General features: G+C 67.6%; 17 protein-coding genes. 7 read left to right on the top strand and 10 right to left on the bottom strand.

Translation table 11 applies throughout. The features are described 5' to 3' along the window. Positions 1 to 385: 385 nt before the first annotated feature. On the bottom strand, positions 386 to 682 hold the full coding sequence (locus VKV57_05895) for a hypothetical protein (protein HLW59444.1): 297 nt from the start codon (positions 680 to 682) through the stop codon (positions 386 to 388). A 547-nt stretch (positions 683 to 1,229) separates the two neighbouring features. On the opposite strand from VKV57_05895, the gene VKV57_05890 reads away from it, so the two are divergent. From VKV57_05890 to VKV57_05865, 6 genes are all read left to right on the top strand, one after another. Next, the gene (locus tag VKV57_05890) at positions 1,230 to 1,568 is read left to right on the top strand and encodes an NIPSNAP family protein (protein ID HLW59443.1); all 339 of its coding nucleotides are present in this window, start codon (positions 1,230 to 1,232) and stop codon (positions 1,566 to 1,568) included. Between the two features lie 339 nt (positions 1,569 to 1,907). After that, positions 1,908 to 2,558 (top strand): class II aldolase/adducin family protein, encoded by a 651-nt coding sequence (locus tag VKV57_05885; protein HLW59442.1) that lies wholly within the window; start codon positions 1,908 to 1,910, stop codon positions 2,556 to 2,558. Between the two features lie 71 nt (positions 2,559 to 2,629). Continuing rightward, positions 2,630 to 4,237: a carboxyl transferase domain-containing protein gene (locus VKV57_05880; GenBank protein HLW59441.1), complete on the top strand. Its 1,608-nt coding sequence runs from the start codon at positions 2,630 to 2,632 to the stop codon at positions 4,235 to 4,237. A gap of 2 nt (positions 4,238 to 4,239) precedes the next feature. After that, positions 4,240 to 5,739, top strand: coding sequence for a biotin carboxylase N-terminal domain-containing protein (locus tag VKV57_05875; GenBank protein HLW59440.1), 1,500 nt, complete (start codon positions 4,240 to 4,242; stop codon positions 5,737 to 5,739). Next, positions 5,732 to 6,250 carry a biotin/lipoyl-containing protein gene (locus VKV57_05870; protein ID HLW59439.1) on the top strand — a complete coding sequence of 173 codons (519 nt, stop codon included), beginning with the start codon at positions 5,732 to 5,734 and terminating at the stop codon, positions 6,248 to 6,250. Before VKV57_05875 ends, VKV57_05870 begins: the two co-directional genes overlap by 8 nt. Then, on the top strand, positions 6,247 to 7,164 hold the full coding sequence (locus VKV57_05865) for a hydroxymethylglutaryl-CoA lyase (GenBank protein ID HLW59438.1): 918 nt from the start codon (positions 6,247 to 6,249) through the stop codon (positions 7,162 to 7,164). Before VKV57_05870 ends, VKV57_05865 begins: the two co-directional genes overlap by 4 nt. Positions 7,165 to 7,320: 156 nt before the next feature. Here the strand turns inward: VKV57_05865 and VKV57_05860 are convergent, their stop codons facing one another. The 4 genes from VKV57_05860 to VKV57_05845 all read right to left on the bottom strand — a co-directional run bounded on the left by VKV57_05860 (position 7,321) and on the right by VKV57_05845 (position 11,943). Beyond that, complete coding sequence (locus VKV57_05860) at positions 7,321 to 8,049, bottom strand: WbqC family protein (GenBank protein HLW59437.1); 729 nt, start codon at positions 8,047 to 8,049, stop codon at positions 7,321 to 7,323. Next, the gene (locus VKV57_05855) at positions 8,046 to 9,059 is read right to left on the bottom strand and encodes a GDP-mannose 4,6-dehydratase (GenBank protein ID HLW59436.1); all 1,014 of its coding nucleotides are present in this window, start codon (positions 9,057 to 9,059) and stop codon (positions 8,046 to 8,048) included. Before VKV57_05855 ends, VKV57_05860 begins: the two co-directional genes overlap by 4 nt. 137 nt (positions 9,060 to 9,196) lie before the next feature. After that, complete coding sequence (locus VKV57_05850) at positions 9,197 to 10,876, bottom strand: glycosyltransferase (protein ID HLW59435.1); 1,680 nt, start codon at positions 10,874 to 10,876, stop codon at positions 9,197 to 9,199. Then, positions 10,876 to 11,943, bottom strand: a complete 1,068-nt coding sequence (locus tag VKV57_05845) for a glucose-1-phosphate thymidylyltransferase (protein ID HLW59434.1) — start codon at positions 11,941 to 11,943, stop codon at positions 10,876 to 10,878. The genes VKV57_05850 and VKV57_05845 overlap by 1 nt, the downstream gene beginning before the upstream one ends. A 286-nt stretch (positions 11,944 to 12,229) precedes the next feature. On the opposite strand from VKV57_05845, the gene rfbC reads away from it, so the two are divergent. Continuing rightward, positions 12,230 to 12,799: a dTDP-4-dehydrorhamnose 3,5-epimerase gene (rfbC, locus tag VKV57_05840; protein HLW59433.1), complete on the top strand. Its 570-nt coding sequence runs from the start codon at positions 12,230 to 12,232 to the stop codon at positions 12,797 to 12,799. A 158-nt stretch (positions 12,800 to 12,957) separates the two neighbouring features. Here the strand turns inward: rfbC and VKV57_05835 are convergent, their stop codons facing one another. Genes VKV57_05835 through VKV57_05815 form a run of 5 tightly spaced genes read right to left on the bottom strand, consistent with a single transcriptional unit; the run spans position 12,958 to position 18,802 of the window. Then, positions 12,958 to 14,172, bottom strand: a complete 1,215-nt coding sequence (locus VKV57_05835; protein HLW59432.1) for a glycosyltransferase family 4 protein — start codon at positions 14,170 to 14,172, stop codon at positions 12,958 to 12,960. 4 nt (positions 14,173 to 14,176) lie between these two features. Continuing rightward, complete coding sequence (locus tag VKV57_05830; protein HLW59431.1) at positions 14,177 to 15,325, bottom strand: glycosyltransferase family 4 protein; 1,149 nt, start codon at positions 15,323 to 15,325, stop codon at positions 14,177 to 14,179. Continuing rightward, a complete protein-coding gene (locus VKV57_05825; GenBank protein ID HLW59430.1) occupies positions 15,325 to 16,641 on the bottom strand; it encodes a hypothetical protein in 1,317 nt (438 codons plus the stop codon). The genes VKV57_05830 and VKV57_05825 overlap by 1 nt, the downstream gene beginning before the upstream one ends. Before the next feature lie 21 nt (positions 16,642 to 16,662). Continuing rightward, positions 16,663 to 17,817: a glycosyltransferase family 4 protein gene (locus tag VKV57_05820; protein HLW59429.1), complete on the bottom strand. Its 1,155-nt coding sequence runs from the start codon at positions 17,815 to 17,817 to the stop codon at positions 16,663 to 16,665. Beyond that, a complete protein-coding gene (locus VKV57_05815; GenBank protein HLW59428.1) occupies positions 17,807 to 18,802 on the bottom strand; it encodes a glycosyltransferase family 2 protein in 996 nt (331 codons plus the stop codon). Before VKV57_05815 ends, VKV57_05820 begins: the two co-directional genes overlap by 11 nt. Positions 18,803 to 18,864: the final 62 nt, after the last annotated feature.

Here is an 18,864-nt window from a genome sequence, read left to right as displayed (position 1 = left end):
CCGAGCCGACGAGCGACAAACCGCATTCTCTCGTCCATCACCGAACACTCCCTCCAGGGCATCTTCCCTCCCCCCTTTCAGGGAAGGAGTGTTACCCATGTGTCCGGTACAATCTGTTACCTATCTCTCAGGTCGCTCAATAGCTTAGCATTTTAGAGCAATCGACTTCTGTAATCATGGCCACCTCTCAACCGGTCAGCTCCAAGAGGCTCTTGAGGCATTTCTGTCTTTCTCGCAGGTGAGGGAACTGCTCAGAGGACACGCTCCGAATCTACTCGGCCAACCTCGCACACTTCCACAGAGCTACCAGATGCACAAAATTGGCCAACGTCGAAACGTTAGCCGTGGCATCGGTGTATGGGCGCATCGCGCCCCCACTACGGTCTCACCCCCTTGGTCTTCCCCGGACCTGCCACGGCGCGATACTGTCAGGGTCGGCAATCTTCACCGCGGCGTGGAGCAGCTCACCTGCGTGCCGTAGCCGCTTCATCAGTTCTAACCCTCGGGACAACACTACGTCGGGGGCGACGTCTCGGCCCTCCCGGAGTCCTCCGACCAACCCCTCGATCGCTTGGACGGTGTGCAAAAGCGCCCGATGGCTCTCTTCGTACACCGACCGCAGGCACTCCGCCGCCTCCATCTCCCGCTGTTCGGCGCAAAACTCCTGTTCAAGGTCGGTCATGGTCCACCACTTCCTTGAGCGGTATGTGCACGCCCGGCTTTCTGATTCTATACTTGCCAGGCACGTACGTCAATACGCGCCCTTGTGTTCGTACCTGCCTGCCAAGTAGAATAGGGGCATGACGGCTCCTCGGGCGGTGAAGAAGTTCCTTGCGGCCATGGCGAAGAAGGGTGGTCGTGCTCGAGCGAAGGCCCTCAGCGCGAAGCGTCGCCGCGAGATCGCCCACAAGGCCATCAAGATGCGCTGGAGTAAGCGCCGAACCCACGGGTCGTCCTGAGGCATGTGTCGTTCGTCGCGGGCCCGGCGAACGGTCAGCGCAGTCGGGTGTCCTTGGTCCCTTTCCTCTGACCAGGTGGATCAGCTGGCGCGTTGTGTTCGATAGCCGCCTTCGGAAAACAGGGAGTCTGTGTCGTCGAACGGAATTGGGATTGGGGGGGTTGGTGTTTAGCCACCCGGCTTGATCAGATCCCAAAGGGTTTCGCTCTATGTTCTCGTTCAATTGCGCACTTACACAGCACCGTTGAGCGAAACGTCGCGGAGGGTCGCGGTGATCCACCAGCTCCGAATCTACGAGATTTTCGAGCGCAACAAGCCTGCCTTCCACGCACGCTTCCGAGACCAGGCCGCGCGCGTCATGCGAAAGTACGGCTTCACCATCGTCGCCATGTGGGAAGCCAGGACGCCCCGCCGAACCGAGTTTGTGTATCTGCTGGCGTGGGCTGACGAGGAAACGAAAACGGCGGCGTGGACCAAATTCATGGCGGACGAGGAATGGAAGGAAATCAAGCGAGTGACGAGCGCCGCGCACGGCGATCTGGTCGGAGAGATCGAAGATCGCGTGCTGATCCCGACCGGGTATTCGCCGCCAACCCTCTTGTGCGGTTGACCCGTGAGCGCCCGGTCCTTGCGCAATATCTGGGAACCTCGGCGTGCCCGCACCCGGTGACCTTGCGGCCGGGGAAAGCCCGTCAGCGGATTCGATCGACATCAAGTACCACCAGCCCGCCTTGATGATGCCCGACAGCACCGCCACGGCCAGCAGAAGATGCGCTGACCGGGTGGGCGTGTGCTCGCCAGCTCTCCGGGAGGCGGTCGAGTGGCCGCCCGCGTGTTTATGCCCTAAAGGGGCGCCTGCAGCCAGCCGCCAATCAAGGGGAAGACGTTCGTGATTGCCAGCAGACTCGGAGGCGCGTCTCAGGCAGCGGTCAGTCGCCGGGAGGACCCGATGCTCTTGGAGGGCACGCGACAAGCAGTGGCGGACGCAGCGAAGGAGATCGTACGGCTCGGCTTGGTCTCCGGGACCGCCGGAAACGTCAGCGCATGCGACCCGGACACCGGCTACGTGGCCATCACCCCATCTGCGGTTCCGTACGACTCCATGAGCCCGACCGACATCGTCATCGTCGATGACCAGGGTCGGGTCGTCGATGGAAGGTTCCGGCCATCGAGCGAGACGCCGATGCACCTGTGTGTGTACCGTCGCCGTCCGTGGGCCCGGGCGGTCGTCCACACCCATTCGCCGTACGCCACGACGTTCGCGTGTTTGGGCCTTGAGATTCCGGCCGTTCACTACCTGATCGCGGTCGCCGGGCGGCGGATCCCGGTGGCGGCCTACGCCACGTACGGTACCGTCGAACTGGGTGACGCGGCGGCCGAGGTGATGGGGGACGGCAAGGCGGTGCTCCTTCAGCACCACGGTGTCCTGACCGCGGGTCGGACCCTGGCCGAGGGGATCATGGTGGCCGGCGTGGTCGAGTATGTCGCCACGCTCTACTACCGCGCCCGCCAGTTGGGCAACCCGATGCTCCTCCCCGACGCGGAGGTTGAACGCCTCCGCGTCCGGTTTGACGCTTACCGCCCGACCCCCAATCTCTAGGTTGCTGCGACCGGCTCCAGGCGAAAGGGTGGGAGAGGGGCGAACTCCGCGCGGGGTGAATAGCAGGGACGATGCCGGTTCTCGAGTCACGGGTCGACACGCACTCGCCGGAGTTCGCCGCCAACCGCGCGTGCCACGAGGAACACGTCCACACCCTTGCGGCGCGGCTGGCGGAGGTGCGGGAGGGGGGAGGACGGCGCGCGCAGGCCAGGCATCGCGAACTGGGCAAGAAGACCGCGCGCGAGCGGATCGATCTCCTTCTGGATCCGCGGTCACCATTCCTCGAGACCGGGGCGCTGGCCGGTTGGGAGATGTACCGGGGAGAGGCGCCTTCCGCCGGAATCGTCACGGGGGTCGGCCGCGTCGGGGACCTCGAGTGCATGATTGTGGCCAACGACGCCACGGTGAAGGGCGGGACCTACTACCCGGTTACGGTAAAGAAACACCTCCGCGCCCAGCAGATCGCCCTGGAGAATCATCTTCCCTGTCTCTACCTGGTGGATTCTGGCGGGGCGTTCCTTCCGCTCCAGGCGGAGGTCTTCCCCGACCGCGAGCACTTCGGACGGATCTTTTACAACCAAGCCCGGTTGTCGGCCCAAGGGATTCCCCAGATCGCCGCAGTTCTCGGATCGTGCACCGCGGGCGGCGCCTACGTGCCCGCCATGGCCGACGAGACGGTGATCGTCCGCGGGACGGGAACGATCTTTCTCGGAGGTCCTCCCTTGGTCAAGGCCGCGACCGGCGAAGAGGTGTCGGCCGAAGATCTCGGTGGGGCGGACGTCCACACCCGCCGGAGTGGTGTTGCCGATCACTACGCGGAAGACGATGGGCACGCCATCGCCATCCTGCGCGAGATCGTCCGCACCCTGAACCGGGTGAAGCGCGTTGCCCTCGATCTCGCCCCTCCCGAGGAGCCCCGCTACGATCCGCGGGAGATCTACGGGATCCTCCCCCAGGACCTCCGGCGGCAGTTCGATGCCCGGGAGATCATCGCGCGCCTGGTAGACGGGAGCCGGTTTCAGGAGTTCAAGGCCCGGTACGGCCCGACGCTGGTTACGGGATTCGCCCGCCTGCACGGCATTCCCGTAGGGATCCTCGCAAACAACGGTGTCCTGTTCGTGGAGAGCGCTGAAAAAGGGGCACATTTCATCGAGTTGTGCGGTCAGCGACGGATCCCGATGATCTTTCTGCAGAATATCACCGGGTTTATCATCGGCCGCCAGTATGAGGCCGCGGGCATCGCCCGCGCCGGCGCCAAGATGGTGCACGCGGTCGCCACCTCCGGGGTCCCGCGGCTCACGGTGATCGTCGGGGGATCCTACGGCGCCGGGAACTATGCGATGTGCGGCCGGGCCTACGAACCTCGATTTCTGTGGATGTGGCCGAATGCCCGAATCTCAGTCATGGGCGGCGAACAGGCGGCGACCGTTCTCCTCACGATCAAGCGCGATCAGTTGCGCCGCGAAGGGAAAGCGATCACCCGAGACGAGGAGGACGCCCTGGTCACCCCGATCCTGGCCAAGTACGAGGAAGAGGGGAGCCCCTACTACAGCACCGCGCGCCTGTGGGACGACGGCATCATCGATCCGGCCGAAACCCGGACCGTGCTGGCGTTGAGCCTGTCCGTCGCCCTCAACGCGCCCCTGCGGGGGATGCGGCCGGGCGTCTTCCGGATGTAGCAGTGCGCAAGGTCCTGATCGCCAACCGCGGTGAAGTCGCGGTGCGCATCATCCGGGCGTGCCGGGAATTGGGACTGGTCGCGGTGGCGGTTTACTCTGAGGTGGACCGCGACGCTCCTCACGTACGCCTCGCGGACGAGGCCGTCCCGATCGGGCCGGCGGAGCCCCAGGAGAGCTACCTGCACGTGGGACGCCTCATCGGCGCCGCCCGGACGGTGGGAGCCGACGCCGTTCACCCCGGCTACGGGTTTCTCTCCGAGAGCGCTGCGTTCGCCGATGCGGTTCGCGAGGCGAGCCTGGTCTTTGTCGGGCCTCCCGCTGAAGTGATTGCACGGCTCGGTGACAAGATTGAGGCTCGGCGGCTGATGGAGCGAACGGGGATCCCGGTCGTCCCGGGCTGGAATGGGATCGGGGCCACCGACCGTGCGCTGATGCAGGCCGCCGCCGGGATTGGCACCCCGCTGCTGGTGAAGGCGGCAGGCGGGGGCGGCGGCCGCGGGATGCGGCTGGTGGAGCGGCTGGACGACCTCCCCGGGGCGCTGGCTGCCGCTCGACGGGAAGCGCGCGCCGCGTTCGGGTCGAGCGATCTCTACCTGGAGCGGTACCTGCCCGACGTTCGACACATCGAGATTCAGGTGCTCGCTGATCAGCACGGAACGATCTGGGACCTCGGCGAGCGCGAATGCAGCGTGCAACGGCGGCACCAGAAGATCATCGAGGAGGCGCCGTCCCCCTTCGTCACACCGGCGCTTCGGGCGCGGCTGGGTGAGGCCGCGACGGGAGCGGCCGCCGCGGCCGGATACGTCAACGCGGGAAGCGTGGAGTTCCTGGTCGACGGGGCCGAACGATTCTACTTCCTGGAGGTCAACACCCGGCTGCAAGTTGAGCATCCCGTGACCGAGATGGTCGCGGGTGTGGATCTCGTGAAGGCCCAACTCCGAATCGCCGCCGGGGACCATCTCGAGGGCACGCCGGTCGGCACCCGCGGGCACGCCATCGAGTGCCGCATCTGTGCGGAAGATCCGGGCCGCGATTTCGCGCCGTCGCCGGGGCCGATACTCGCGCTGGAGGAGCCGGCCGGCCCGGGGATCCGTGTCGATTCGGGGGTGCGCGCGGGATGGCGCGTCCCGGTCGCCTACGATCCGCTCTTGGCCAAGGTCATCGCCTGGGACCGCACGCGAGCTGAGGCGATCGGCCGAATGGCCGAGGCGCTGCGCACGTACGTCATCCTCGGCGTCCGGACGAATCTGGATTTTCTCCAGGACGTCCTTAAGACCGCGACGTTTCGCCAGGGGAAGACCACGACGCGGTTCGTGGAGCGCGACTTGGCCGGATGGCAACCAACGATCCAGGCGGAGGCCGCCGCGATCGCCGCGTGTGTCGCCACCTGGAGCGATGGATCGGCCCCGACGAGGGAAGGGGGTGTCCACGCCCGCGACGTGCCGAGCCCCGATCCCTGGGAGACGATCGGGCACTGGCGGATGGGGACGCGCGATGCCTGACCTCTCCGTGCGGCTCGACGGCCGGGTCGTTCGGTGCACGGTTGAGTGCGCGGGTGAGGAGTTTCTCGTCCACGCGGAAGGAGTCACGCATCGCCTGTGCCTCTCCGTAGTGGAACCGGGGGTGTTCCGGGTGCAGGTCGCCGGCCGCCCCAGGCTGATCCGCGTCGCCCGGGACGGTGACCGCTGGTTTCTGCACATCGACGGGCAGACGATCGAGTCCCAGATCGTGCCGCTGGACGACGCTCCCGTCCGTCCCGCGCATCCCGTGCAGGACGATCTCGCCGCCCCGATGCCCGGGGGCGTGACCCAGGTCCTGGTGCGGGCAGGGGACGCGGTGAGGACCGGCCAAGCCCTCGTCATCATCGAGGCGATGAAGATGGAGCACGTCATCAGAGCCCCCCGTGACGGCCGGATCCACCTCGTGCACGTCCGCCCCGGGGACCAGGTGGAAGCGGGTGCGGCCGTGGCGGAGTTGAGCCCGAAGGGGCAGCCGTCGGATGAGCCGGGATGAACGCGGCGGAGTTTCCTCGGAAGGTCCGGGTCGTGGAGGTGGGGCCGCGAGACGGGCTTCAGAATGAACCCCATACCCTGCCCGTGGCGTCCAAGGTACAATTCATCGAGCGCCTTGCCCGCGCGGGGCTCCCCGTGATCGAAGCGGGCGCGTTCGTCCATCCCGCCCGCGTCCCGCAAATGGCAGACACCGAAGAGGTGTTCCGCCAGCTGGGGCGGCTTCGCGGTCCGGTGTTCTCCGCCCTGGTGCCGAACCGCCTCGGGATGGAGCGGGCCCTAGGTTGCGGGGTGAGAGCCGTGGCCGTTTTCACCGCGGCCTCGGAGGCGTTCACCCGCCACAACATTAACATGGGGATCGACGAATCGCTGCTGAGGTTCCGTGAGGTCCTGCGGCTCGCTGCCCCGGCGGGGGTCCCGGTCAGGGCGTACATCTCCACCGCCTGGTGGTGCCCGTACACCGGGCGGGTCTCCCCTGACGCCGTCCGCCGGGTGGGCATCGCCCTTGCGGAGATGGGGTGCTATGAGATTTCACTCGGGGACACGATCGGCGCGGCCACCCCCGGGGAAGTGACGGCGCTGCTCGATGCCCTCGGCCGAGATCTGTCTCCGGGGATGCTGGCGGTGCATTTTCACGATACCCGGGGAACCGCGTTGGCCAACGTCCTGGCCGCCCTGCTCTGGGGGATCTCGACGGTGGACTCATCGGCTGGGGGATTGGGCGGCTGTCCGTACGCCCCCGGTGCGTCGGGGAACCTCGCCACGGAGGATCTCCTGTACATGCTGCACGGGATGGGGATCGAGACCGGGGTGAACCTCTATGAGGTCGCCGAGGCGTCCCGTCTTCTCGCCGGGGCGCTGGGGCATTCCCTCCCGTCGAGGTATCTCCAGGCCGGCCCGCTCCAGGTCCGGGGCTGATCCCGATCTCGCCGGGACCTTCCGGCCGGTTCTCCGGTCCTCCCGCTTTTCCTCCCCGATCATGAAAAAGACCGCCGAAAGGGCAGGGGCGGGGTTTTTTACCCGAGGGGAACCGAGAAGAGGAATTGGGGCCGATTCCGGCGGGCTGACGCGGTTCTAGGAGGGGACGGGAGCGACCGACTCTGGCGCCGGGTGAGGATACCGGTTCATGAGGATCTCGAAGCTCCGTGGTCCCTCGTTGAACAGGAGGTCGATCGCCGAGAGTTCGGGGATGAAACCCAGCTGGGGAAATTGCTGCTGGTAGGCAGGGCAGGCCCAGTCCTGCACGCTCAGGGTGACCCCGGCGGCGGCGAACGATTCGGCGTCCAAATGGTGCCCCACCGCAAACGCCCCCGTCAGGTAGTGGCTGGCCCCAAGCTGCCGACAGAGGCCAACCAGGCGGTCCGTTCCATGTCCGGGGACCCCGAGGTCGGAACTCGCCACCACCTGCGTTGAGATGCCGAATCCCTGGGTCAGCGCCCGCAGCAGGCCGAAGTTCAGCGCGGCGAGGCTGCCCCACTCGCCGGCGTAGATGCGCTCAAAGGTTTCTCGATGCTGATGGAAGTACCGGGCTTTTCCGTAGCTCTGGACGATCGACCTCCAATGCTTCTCCCGCCACGATGTTTGCGGGTTGATCTCGACCTCGCCGATCGGCCGGAAGGCGGCGGCGCGGAGCGGGACGGTCAGCAGGAGCGCCCCGTTGGGCCCCTTGATTCGGTTGCGATTCTGCCAGCCGTTCTTGGTGTACTGGGCGTCATCGAGAAGGACAAACACATCGCACGAGGCGATCTTGTGTAGATAGCGCAGCCAGGGCAGGTAGTGCGGCTGATGGATTGCGACGATCATAGAGCCGGGACGGCCTGAGGGGCCCTGGCCACCGCCGATGCGAGAAAATTGTGGTCGAGACACCAGGCGATCGTCTGCGACAGTCCATCATCAAGAGGGACGCTAGGTTCGAAGCCCAAAGTCTGGCGGGCCCGGGTGATATCGGGGACGCGGCGGCGGGTGTCTTCGTAGCTCTGCCCGTAGTAATCCGCGTACGGCACCAGCCTGATCGGCGACGACGACCCGCTCAACGCCTTGATGCGGTGGGCGAGCTCCAGGATCGTCAGTTCCCCGGTGTTGCCGATGTTGAACACGAGGCCATTCGCCTCCGGAGTGCTCCCGGCCGCGAGGATTCCCCGCACCGTATCCACCACGTAGGTGAAGCAGCGTGTCTGCCGGCCGTCGCCGTGGACGGTCAGCGGTTCACCGTTCAAGGCCTGCTTCACAAATCTCGCCACCACCGTGCCGTATCCATTAAAGTGGATCCGCGGCCCGTAGGCGTTGAAGAATCGAAGCGCCACCACCGGCATGCCCTGCGCCGCGTAGGCAAAGGCCAGGTGCTCGTCGATTGCCTTCGACGCCGAGTACGACCACCGATTGACCGTCGTCGGACCGAGCACGCGGTCATCGTCTTCTCGGAGAGGCACGTTCGCGTTTTTCCCGTACACTTCTGACGAGGAGGCCAGCACGGTCTTCCGGCGGTGGGCGAAGGCGGCCTCGAGCAGGTTCGCGGTCCCCTGGACGTTGGTGGCGATGCCCCGCAGGGGGTCGGACACGATGTACGACATTCCCACCGCCGCGGCCAGGTGGTAGACGACGTCGCATGCGGCAACCGCACCTTCCACGAGCGCGCGGTCGAGCACAGACCCCGTCATCAGCCGAAACCGGGGGTGGGCGATGACGTGCGCAACATTCCCGGTCTGCCCGGTGGAAAGGTTATCGAGGACCCACACCTCATCCCCCCGCGCCAGCAGCGCATCGACGAGGTGCGATCCAATGAATCCGGCCCCGCCCGTTACAAGGTTCCGCATCAATCCCCTGGGAACTCGGCAAGATCAGTCTGTCTGTCCTCACCGTACTCCCGCGACGGGAAGGCGTACACCCTCCGTTTGTGGGGAACCTCTCATCCGTACGGATGGATCTCCGCGCGGCCCGGGGCGGCGGAACGTTACAAAGAATCTCTTCGCAGGGTCAACAGCCCCAAGGTGTATCCCACGGCATACGCCACGAGCGTCGCCAGGTAGACCCACTTGGACGATGCGACCGCAGCGGCGAGGTGGCGGAGGTATCTTCCGACCCGCTGGGGGAGTGCGGTGGGTGGAGGGACCGGCTCATCGTGGCCCGTCGTTTGCTCGATCACGAACTCGGGGTGGAACTTCGCGACATAGGCCGCGCCCAGCCCGTTTCGGAAGTACTGGCGTACCAGGCCGCCCAAGGTCGATGGGAGGAGGTGGTGGATCGACGTCCCGGGGACCACCACCACGCGGTACCCCAAACGGCGAACCTCCCGACGCAGGTACGGGTCGAGCCCGCGCGGGATCTGTTCGTGCTCGCCCCCGATGCGGACGAAGATCTCCTTCCTGATCGCCAGGCACGGGTGCTCGGCCATGTCGCTGTCGGTGACGACGTGCACGATGGGCGAACTGCGCCTCGGCAGCTCGCGCAGCGCCCGGTGGACGAACGGCGGGGCGTCCGGGGGAATCTGGTTCGGCACCCCCGCGATCCCGATGGTGAGATCCTGGTCGAGCGCATACACCAGCGCGTCAAGCACCCCGCCATCGCCGAGCTGGGTATCATCGTCCATCGTGACCAGAATGCTTCCGCGCGAGATCGCCGCGGCGGTGTTGATCGCCCGCCCCTGACGCCGGTCCCCCTGCACGACGATCACCTCGGTCTCCTGCAGGTGTTGGGCGGCGAGCTGCTGCAGCAGGCGATCGAGAAGGGCGGCACGACGGGCATGCGCGGTCGGGATAATCACCGAAACCCGCGGAACCGCCGTGCGGCCAGATGATACCACGCGCACCTCCGGTAGGGGCCCGTTTTCGGGGTATCGGACGAACTCGAGCCGGCCGGCTGCCGCGCGTCGCGCCAGCGCCTCGTCGCCGGGCGGGGATCCGAAGGTGGGGGGGAGGACGAAGCGCTCAAACGTCGCGGTGGGAGGTTCTTCTCGCCGAAGCCGGAGGAGGTGCCGCAGGTACTCCCAGTGCTGGGACAGAGTGAGCTTGCTCTGGCCGGTGTGTCTCACCTCGAACCGATAGGGCACTTCCACCACCCGCCGGACGTGTCCCCGGACGAGGATCTCGAGCAGAATCTTAAAGCCGAGCGGGCGCAGGCGGACACCCTCGACCACGCGCCGCCTGAAGGCGAAAAACCCCGACATCGGATCGGAGATCCCTCGCGCACGGCGGAGGAGTACCTGGGCCAGGGCCACCGCCACACGGGAGACGATTTGCCGCAGCGGCGAGAGCTCCGACCGACCGCCGGGCACGTACCGGCTGGCGACAGCCAGATCGGCGCCGGTGTGTTCGAGTGCTCGATGCAGCCACGGGACGGCTTCGGGGGGATGCTGGAGATCGGCGTCGAGGACGCACATCACCTCGCCGCTGGCGGCGTTGATGCCGTCGATCACGGCGGAGGCGAGGCCCCCGCGTCCCTCCCGATGGATAAGGCGGAGGCCCGGACGCGTGCCCGCCAACCCGGCCACGATGCGGTCGGTCCCGTCGGTGCTGTCGTCGACGACCACGAGTTCGTAGTCGAGCCCGTCGAGCGCCGCCGTCGTCCGGTCGACGAGCGCGCCGATGGTTTCCGCTTCGTTGTAGGTGGGGATGATGATGGAAAGCGCGGGCATCAAAGCGAAATCTGCGAGTCGTCGCTGACAAACACCCGGAGCGCTCTGGGGCCGTCCGTCGACCGTCTGATCGTCACCCCGCGCCCGAGCACGCTGTCCTCGATCCGATCAATTCCCTCCAAATGGCAGTGGTCGAGCACCACGGAGTGCTGGATGCTCGTCTCGGTGATCGTGGTGTCGTCTCCGATCGCGGTGTAGGGGCCGATGAACGCCCCGCGCACCCGGCAGCGCTCGCCGATGACCACCGGGCCGCGGATCACGCTGCGTTGCACGGTGGTGGTCGCCCCGATCTCGACCCGACCCGTGACGACGCACTCCGCGTCGACGGTCCCGAGCACATGGCGCTGGGTGAATTCGTCGAGCACCGCCCGGTTCGCTTCCAACAGGTCATCTTTCTTGCCGGCGTCCAACCACCAACCCTCGAGGCGCACGGTGTCGACCCGCCCACCCTGTCGCAGGAGCTCCTGGATCGCGTCCGTGATCTCCAGCTCGCCGCGCGCCGACGGTCGGATTCGCGCGATCACCCCGTGAATGCTGGGTCGGAACAGGTACACTCCCACCAGCGCGAGGTTGCTCGGCGGAACCGCGGGCTTCTCCACCAACGTCCGGACGGTTCCATCGCCGTTGAGGACCGCGACCCCGAACTGTCGAGGATCCGCGACTTCTTTCAGGAGGATCAAGGCCTCGGCGGTGCCGGCCTCGAACCGCTGGCGGAGCTGACGCACTCCCCCTTGAATGAGGTTGTCCCCCAAGAACATCAAGAAGGGGCTGTCCGCGAGGAATGGCCGCGCGACCTGCACGGCGTGCGCCAACCCGTGGGGGGCGTCCTGGACGATGAAGGTGGTGCGCACCCCCCAGCGCTCGCCCGAGCCGACGGCCTCTTGGACCGCGGCGCCCGTCTCCGGCGAGATGATGACGCCGATCTCCTTGATGCCCGCCGCCGCCATCTGCTCCAGAACCATATGCAGGATGGGCTTGTTTGCGACCGGAATCAACTGCTTGGCGCTGGTGTAGGTCAGCGGGCGCAGCCGCGTGCCGCGCCCACCCGAGAGGACCAACCCCTTCAGTTCCCCCATGGCGCCTCCCGACCGCACTTTCTGCCCACGACCTGCCGGCGTGACGGAGACACCACTACGGGCCGCCACCGGCACGATCCTCCTTGTGAATACCCAGGCCGGCCGGCCCCCGGACGCGCGATCCCGCGCGGCTCGCGTTGACACTCCGCGGCGGCCCGTGGTATCGTGGGCTCCGCGCCGGCTTGGTTGTCCGGGCGGGCGCGATTGTGCTCCGGAAAAATGGAGCGTGTCGCCCGCGGACCCCCGCAGCCGCTCCGGGACCGGGAGAGGACCCGAGATGCCCTTTCGGTTCGAACGCCTCGAGATTCCAGACCTCATCCTCATTGAAAGCACGGTGCTTCCCGACGGCCGCGGGTTTTTCATGGAGACGTACAAGCGCTCCGAGTTCGTTGACGCGGGCATCTCCGCCACCTTCCTCCAAGATAACTACTCGCACTCCACCGGCGGGGTGCTCAGGGGCCTGCATTATCAGAAACATCCCAGGGCCCAAGCGAAGCTCGTTACCGTACTCCACGGGGAGATCTTCGACGTGGCGGTCGATATCCGCCGGGGGTCGCCGACCTTCCAACGGTGGGTAGCCGTGACGCTCTCCGCGGGTAATCGGCGGATGCTCTACGTGCCGGTCGGGTTCGCCCACGGGTTCTGCACGTTGAGCGACCAGGCCGACGTGGTCTATCGGGTCACCGCGGAGTATGCGCCGGACGCGGACCGGGGCATCCTCTGGAACGACCCGGATCTACAGGTGACGTGGCCGATCCCGCACCCGGTGCTGTCGCCGAAGGATGCGCGCCTCCCTCTGTTCCGCGATGCCGACAGCAACTTTGTCTACGAGCCACACCCCAGCTGACCAGGGGCCGCCCCCGCCCCCCGAGGTTTCGAGTCATCCGCCTCACGGCCGCAGGACCGGCGCGATTTCTTGAGCCTGAACCGGGTCCGCGCGCCCCGTGTCGATGCTCCTAGCCGAGATCCGGCTCCCCACCCGGGCACGGGCCCCCACCACGGGGGTCACCGAGAAGGGACCCGGTGGGCGGGCGATCCCCCGCTCGATGAGTGGGGCCACCCTTTGGCCGCCAGCCACCGGGTGTAGAGGTGATCGATCTTCACCATCATCGTCTCGATGCTGTACGGGTCGGTTCGCGCCTGGGCGCGGAGCCCCATCGCACGAGCGCGCGGGGGATCGGCGAGGCCGCGGACGATGGCCGCCGCCAGGGCGTTCGGATCGCCCGGGGGAACCAACTCGCCGGTCTCCCCGTCGGTCACCACATCCTGGATCCCGCTGATCCGCGATCCAATGACCGCACGCCCCGCCGCCATGGCCTCCACGGCGGCCTTGCCCATGCCCTCGTTCATCGAGGGGAGCACCACCAGATCGAAGATCGGCATGATCTCCGGGACGTCGCGCCGCAGCCCCAGAAAGACGACCGACCCGTTAACGCCGAGGGCGGCGGCCCGCCGCTCCAAGTCGGGGCGGAGTGCCCCGTCGCCGACGTAGACCACCGTGGCATCGGGCACACCCACGCGGATGCCTGGGACCGCTTCGAGGAGGTGCTGCACCCCCTTCACGGGCACGAGCCGGGCGACGCATCCGACCAGCGGTCCGGACGGAGGGAGTCCCAACTCCCGGCGCTTGGCACGGACGTCGGGGCGCGCGTCCCGAAACCGGTCGACGTCGACCCCGCTGTGGATGACGGTAAACCGCTCCGGCGGCCCGATGCGGAGGCGGAGATGGTCATCCCGCTCCGCCTCGGTCAGGCAGATAATCTGGTCGGTCCATCGGGCCAGCCCGCGCTCCAGCCGACACAGTCCCGCCGACCCGGGACGGTTCAGATAGTCGTGGAAGGCGTGCCCGTGGGGAGTATGGAGGACGATCGGGACGCGGGCGAGTCGGGCCGCAATCCGCCCCAGCAGGCCGGCCTTCGTCGTGTGGGTGTGGACGATGTGGTATCGACCCCGCCGCATCAACGCGTACAGGTGGGCCAGGGCGGAGAGATCGCGCACCGGGTGGGGGGCGCGAACGAGATCGGGGATTCGCACGAACGCGCTCGTCGCGGGAACGCGATCCTCCAAACTGCCCTCCGGCCCAACCGTCGGTCCGCTGGCGAGCGTGACCTCGTACCGCGCCGGGTCCAAATGCGCCGCGGTGAGGAGGGTGTTCTCCTGAGCGCCGCCCACCACCAAGCGGGTAATCACGTGGAGGACACGCACACGATCGCGAGGCACGGCGCTAGCCGGCGGGAGCCGGCTCCCCCCAGATACGCTTGATCGCGGCATCCCAGGCGATTTCGACCGCCTCGGCGTGCCGCCTCCCGTTCGCGCCGAGGCGTGCGGCTTCTCCGCCATCGCGCAAGATCTCGATCAACACCTCCGCCAACCGATCGACGTCGGTCGGGTCGACCAGGTGGCCGGTCACCCCGTCCTGAACGACCTCCGGGATCCCACCGCTGCGGCCCCCCACGACCGGCCGCGCGGCCGCGGCGGCCTCGAGGAAGACGATCCCGAATCCCTCGATGCCGTCGCGCTGAGGTAACGCCCGGCTCGGCATGGCGAACACGTCGCACGCGGCGTAGAGGCCGGGAAGGTCGGCCGGAGGCACGTATCCCATGAAGCACACCGCATCCAGGCAGCCGACCTCTTGCGCGACCTCGCGCAACCGCCCCTCCTCGGGACCCCGGCCGGCGATGAGGTATCGAACGGGACCGACCGATCGGCGCACCAAGCTGAGCGCGCGGATCACCATGTCGTGACCCTTGCGCTCGATCAGCCGGCCGACGGTCAGGATCACCTTATCGTCGCCCAGGGCGTACCTGGCGCGAACCCGACGGCCTTCGCCCTCGCCCGCGAACTGCGCGGTTCCCGGGCTGATTCTCAAGACCTCGACCCGGGCCGGTAGGATCCCCAGCGCCGCGTAGTGCTCGCGGGTGTACGCGCTGTTGACGACGACGAGCGCGGCCCGCCGCACGATGGCCCTGGCGACCGCGCGCATGGGACGAAGGCGCATGTACGCCGCCATCTCCCCCCCATGCAGGTAGATCACATAGGGGAGGCCCCACCACCAGTTGAGCATGAACCCGATAGGCCCCAGGTACAGGTGGCCGAGGTGGATCGTGTCGATGGCCTCGCGGCGGATGACGCGGACCGCTCGCACGAAGAAGAGGGCGATCTGCGCCAGGCGGGCCGCGGGGTGGGAGCCGGTTGGAACGGAGCTTCGAATGATCCGGTACCGCTGTGCACGGTCAAAGGCGTCGTCGCCGGCAAGCCGGGGGGCCAGCACGACGATCCGGTCGGGCGGGACCGAGGCGCCGACCCGCGCGTAGCAGGTCGATTCGCCGCCCCCCATGGGGGGAAAATCGTTCGTGATCAGCAGCGCGCGCATCAGGCGTAGCTCCGGACAAAAACCGGCCGCTTTCCGGAGGCGAGGCGGGGCAGACCGTCGACCGCCGCGGCGGCGATCTCCCAACCGTCCCCAAATGCCGCCCGGGCCGCCGCGGTCGCCGCGGCCAGATCGCCCGCCGGTGGCTGCGAGCCCTCCACATGCACGAGGAGGCGCGAGCGCGCGGGGTGGATGACCTGGACGTGTGCCCGCAGCGGCTCGGGCAGCGCGGTCAAGAACGCTTCCACCGTCGCGCGGGCCAGGATCAGGCCCGCCGGCCCGGTCAACCGCTCGTCGAGGCGCCCGGACACCCGCACGGCGGGGAGCCCTCGCCCACACCGGCAGGGCCCGGGACTCACCACCCCGACATCCCCCGTTTCGTATCGAATGAGTGGGAAGGTGCGGTTGCGGAGCTGGGTGGCCAAGATCGGGACCCCACCGCCATCCGTCGGGGTGTGAGACCGGACGGCCTCGAGGAAGACGTTCTCGGCCGTGATGTGCAGCGTGCCCTCGGGACACTCGAACGCCATCGAGCCCAGTTCCCCGTTCCCGTACTCCTCTGCGACCGGGCAACCAAACGCCCGCGCGATCGCCTCCCGCTGGGCCAGATACACAGGTTCCCCGGTCGCCACGATCACCTTGAGGGGGCGCCGAGGGCTCCACCCGCGGTGGCGGACCGCCTCCGCCAGGCGGTGCATCGCCGAGGGATACCCGTAGACAAACGCAGGAGCGAATCGCTCCAGGCGGTCCAGGATCGTGTCCGCCCGCCCATCGAACTCCCCGTCCACCGGCACACGCCACCAGTTCATGGCCCAGTCCTTCGCCCGGATCGCCGCGCTCCGCGCCCCGCTCGCCCCCGACCCAAGGACGATCGCGCCGCGGTCGGCGGGATCGATTCCCCACCACCGCAGCCCGCGCCATGTTCCGGCGATGTACCAGCAGTAGGTCGCACGGGTCAGCGGGACCTGGACGCTGGACCCGCCGCTTCCGCCGGACCGCCGCCGCATCACGCCGGACCAGGTGGCCCCCGTGCGGATCGCCGACCACGAAGCGATCACGTCCTGGCGGCGCAGTGGCGGGATCCGCCGAAACGCCTCGGGGGTCAGGGGATCATCGAGGTCCACCGTCGCCAGCCGCTCCCGGTAAAAGGGGCTGGCCTGCCGCGCGTGGCTCACGCACGTGCGCAGCTGCGCCCACTGGCTTGCCCCGATCGCCGATCCCGACTGCCACTGCGTCGCCCAATGCGCACGACGGGCGGCGTCCAGTTCCCGACCCAGCAGGCAGCGGCATCCCACGTTCCGCAGGTGGGTGATGGTCACTGGGCTCCCCTCAACATCGCGTCACCGGGCCGAGTCCCCGGCGGGAAGCCCGTGCGTCCCCGCCACCGCGGCGCCCCGCCAAAGATCGAGGAACCGGTCGGCGATGCGGGGAACGGCGTATCCGGCGGCCTTCTGGAGATTCCGCGCCGCGAATCCGGCGGACTTCGCCGGATCGGTCAACGCCCCCACCACCCCATCGGCAAGCGCCGCGGCATCGCCGGCCGTGACCAGCGACCCGTTGATGCCGTCCTCGACCACCGCGGGAATTCCCATGATGTTCGAGGCCACGATGGGGAGCCCGCAGCTCATCGCCTCGATCAGCACGATTCCGAAGGATTCGACAAGGCTGGGGAGGACGAAGAGGTCCGCCGCCCGCATGTACCGGATGACCTCTGCGTGCGCCTGCGCTCCGACAAACACCACGTGCTCCCCGAGGTGCAGATCTCGACCCCGCTGCATCAACCGGGACCGCTCCTCCCCCTCGCCCACCACGACCAACCGCGCGTCGGGGCAGCGGGACAGGACGCGGGGCATGGCGTCGAGGAGATGGTCAACCCCCTTCTCCGCGATCAGCCGCCCGACGAACAGCAGGACCTTGGCGTCGGCGGGGAGGTGGAGCTGGGAGCGTGCGGTCCCGCGGTCCAGCTCGTGCGACGGCTCCTGTCGAAAGCCGTGGGGAATAACCTCACCCCGGCGTCCGGAGAGCGCGAGCGCCCTGGCCTGGAGGTCCGGGGTCACCGTCGCCACCCGGTCACAGCGGGTCAATGCCCACCGGATGTAGGTCCGTCGGGCCCAGGCTCCGGACTGGTAGAGGTCGAGCCCCTGGACGTAGACTACCGATGGGATGCCCAGCGCGCGCCCGGTGAGCCACGCAAGGAACCCGCAGGAGAGCGACTGTCCCTGGATGACGTCCGGGCGGACCCGCCGCGCGATGGCGGCCAGCAGAGCGGCTCGCTGCGCCATCCGCGTCAAAGGGACGCGGGCCGGTCTGAGGCGGACCACCTCGAGCGCGTGCGACATCTCGTGCGGAAGCGCATGCTCCCGGGTGTTGACGGCGACGGTCACGCGGTGCCCTCTCGAGACCAGCTCCTCGGCCAGAAATCGCGTGGCCACGGCGGTCCCGGCGATTTTCTCGGGGGGATACTCGTTGGTAATCAACAGGATGCTAGGATGCATGTCGCCGTCCCGTTGCGATCGGCGGACCGGGGGGGGGCTCCAAGCCGACGATGCACAGGACCGCCCGGCGTAACCAGAGCCAGGTGGAGATGTCCTGAGCCCCACGGCCGCGGATTCCCTTCACCAAATAATTGATCAGCTTCGGAAGGAGCCCCACCAGCGCGATCACCGCATAGAAGGCGAGGTAGCGTCGGCCGACATACTTCTGAAAGAGGTACCGCCGGCTGTGGAGCGCCACAAGCGACGCCCGTTTGGCTCGTGTGGCGTTTATCCCGAACCCGGCAAGCACGTGCACTTGGGGCGCGTAGAGGATCTTCCACCCGCGCCGCCGGAACCGATAGCACCAGTCGAAGTCCTCGCCGTAAATGAAGATGCGGTCGTCCATGGGCCCGACCTCCCGCAGCGCCTGGCTGCGGCAGAACATGATTCCGCCGCCGATGTACGGGATCTCCACGAGGTCCCGGGTTTCGTGCGGGACCGGCGCTCCCCACCGCAGAAGCCGCTTCACCGCCCGGGCGATCTCGATGAGGGACAGCTCGTTCACCAGGAAAAACGCGAACCCCAAGGTGGACGGCGAGGGGACGTGATAGCCGTAGAGGGGGGTGCCCCCGGAATCGACCTTCATCGCCGTGAGCATCCCCGCTTCCGGATGGGCCCTGGCGATCTGGATGAGCCGGTCGAGCTGGTCGGGAGAGATGGTGGTGGAGTCGTCGAGAAAGAGTACGAACTCCCCTTTGGCCAGGCGGAGACCGGTGTTTCGCCCCTGCGCGCTCCCCAGGTTGTGGGGGTTGACGACCAGCCGTACGCTGGGAAATGCCTCCCGCACAACGTCGGGACTGCCATCCGTCGATCCGTTGTCGACGACGATCACGTCGACGCGATACGGCAGCGCCGTCACCCCGCGCAGGGCGTCCAGGCTCCGCCGGAGCAGGTCGCGCTTGTTGAAGTTGAGGATCACAACGGTGCAGTAACACTCGTCCGGCATCGACATCTCCTCACGTGCGAGAGGTTCCCCTTCGAGATCGTCGGACCGCACGGATGCGCCCG

It is taken from the genome of bacterium, assembly GCA_035307765.1.
Taxonomy (GTDB): domain Bacteria; phylum Sysuimicrobiota; class Sysuimicrobiia; order Sysuimicrobiales; family Segetimicrobiaceae; genus Segetimicrobium.
The sequence above is the reverse complement of the archived record's forward strand: the minus strand, read 5'-3'. Positions and strand labels throughout refer to the sequence as shown.

Coding starts and splice junctions, on each gene's coding strand:
- VKV57_05895 (HLW59444.1), bottom strand. CDS start 682: ATGACCGACCTTGAACAGGAGTTTTGCGCCGAACAGCGGGAGATGGAG.
- VKV57_05855 (HLW59436.1), bottom strand. CDS start 9,059: ATGCGGAACCTTGTAACGGGCGGGGCCGGATTCATTGGATCGCACCTC.
- VKV57_05865 (HLW59438.1), top strand. CDS start 6,247: ATGAACGCGGCGGAGTTTCCTCGGAAGGTCCGGGTCGTGGAGGTGGGG.
- VKV57_05870 (HLW59439.1), top strand. CDS start 5,732: ATGCCTGACCTCTCCGTGCGGCTCGACGGCCGGGTCGTTCGGTGCACG.
- VKV57_05830 (HLW59431.1), bottom strand. CDS start 15,325: ATGCGCGCGCTGCTGATCACGAACGATTTTCCCCCCATGGGGGGCGGC.
- VKV57_05820 (HLW59429.1), bottom strand. CDS start 17,817: ATGCATCCTAGCATCCTGTTGATTACCAACGAGTATCCCCCCGAGAAA.
- VKV57_05880 (HLW59441.1), top strand. CDS start 2,630: ATGCCGGTTCTCGAGTCACGGGTCGACACGCACTCGCCGGAGTTCGCC.
- VKV57_05815 (HLW59428.1), bottom strand. CDS start 18,802: ATGCCGGACGAGTGTTACTGCACCGTTGTGATCCTCAACTTCAACAAG.
- VKV57_05850 (HLW59435.1), bottom strand. CDS start 10,876: ATGCCCGCGCTTTCCATCATCATCCCCACCTACAACGAAGCGGAAACC.
- VKV57_05860 (HLW59437.1), bottom strand. CDS start 8,049: ATGATCGTCGCAATCCATCAGCCGCACTACCTGCCCTGGCTGCGCTAT.
- rfbC (HLW59433.1), top strand. CDS start 12,230: ATGCCCTTTCGGTTCGAACGCCTCGAGATTCCAGACCTCATCCTCATT.
- VKV57_05885 (HLW59442.1), top strand. CDS start 1,908: ATGCTCTTGGAGGGCACGCGACAAGCAGTGGCGGACGCAGCGAAGGAG.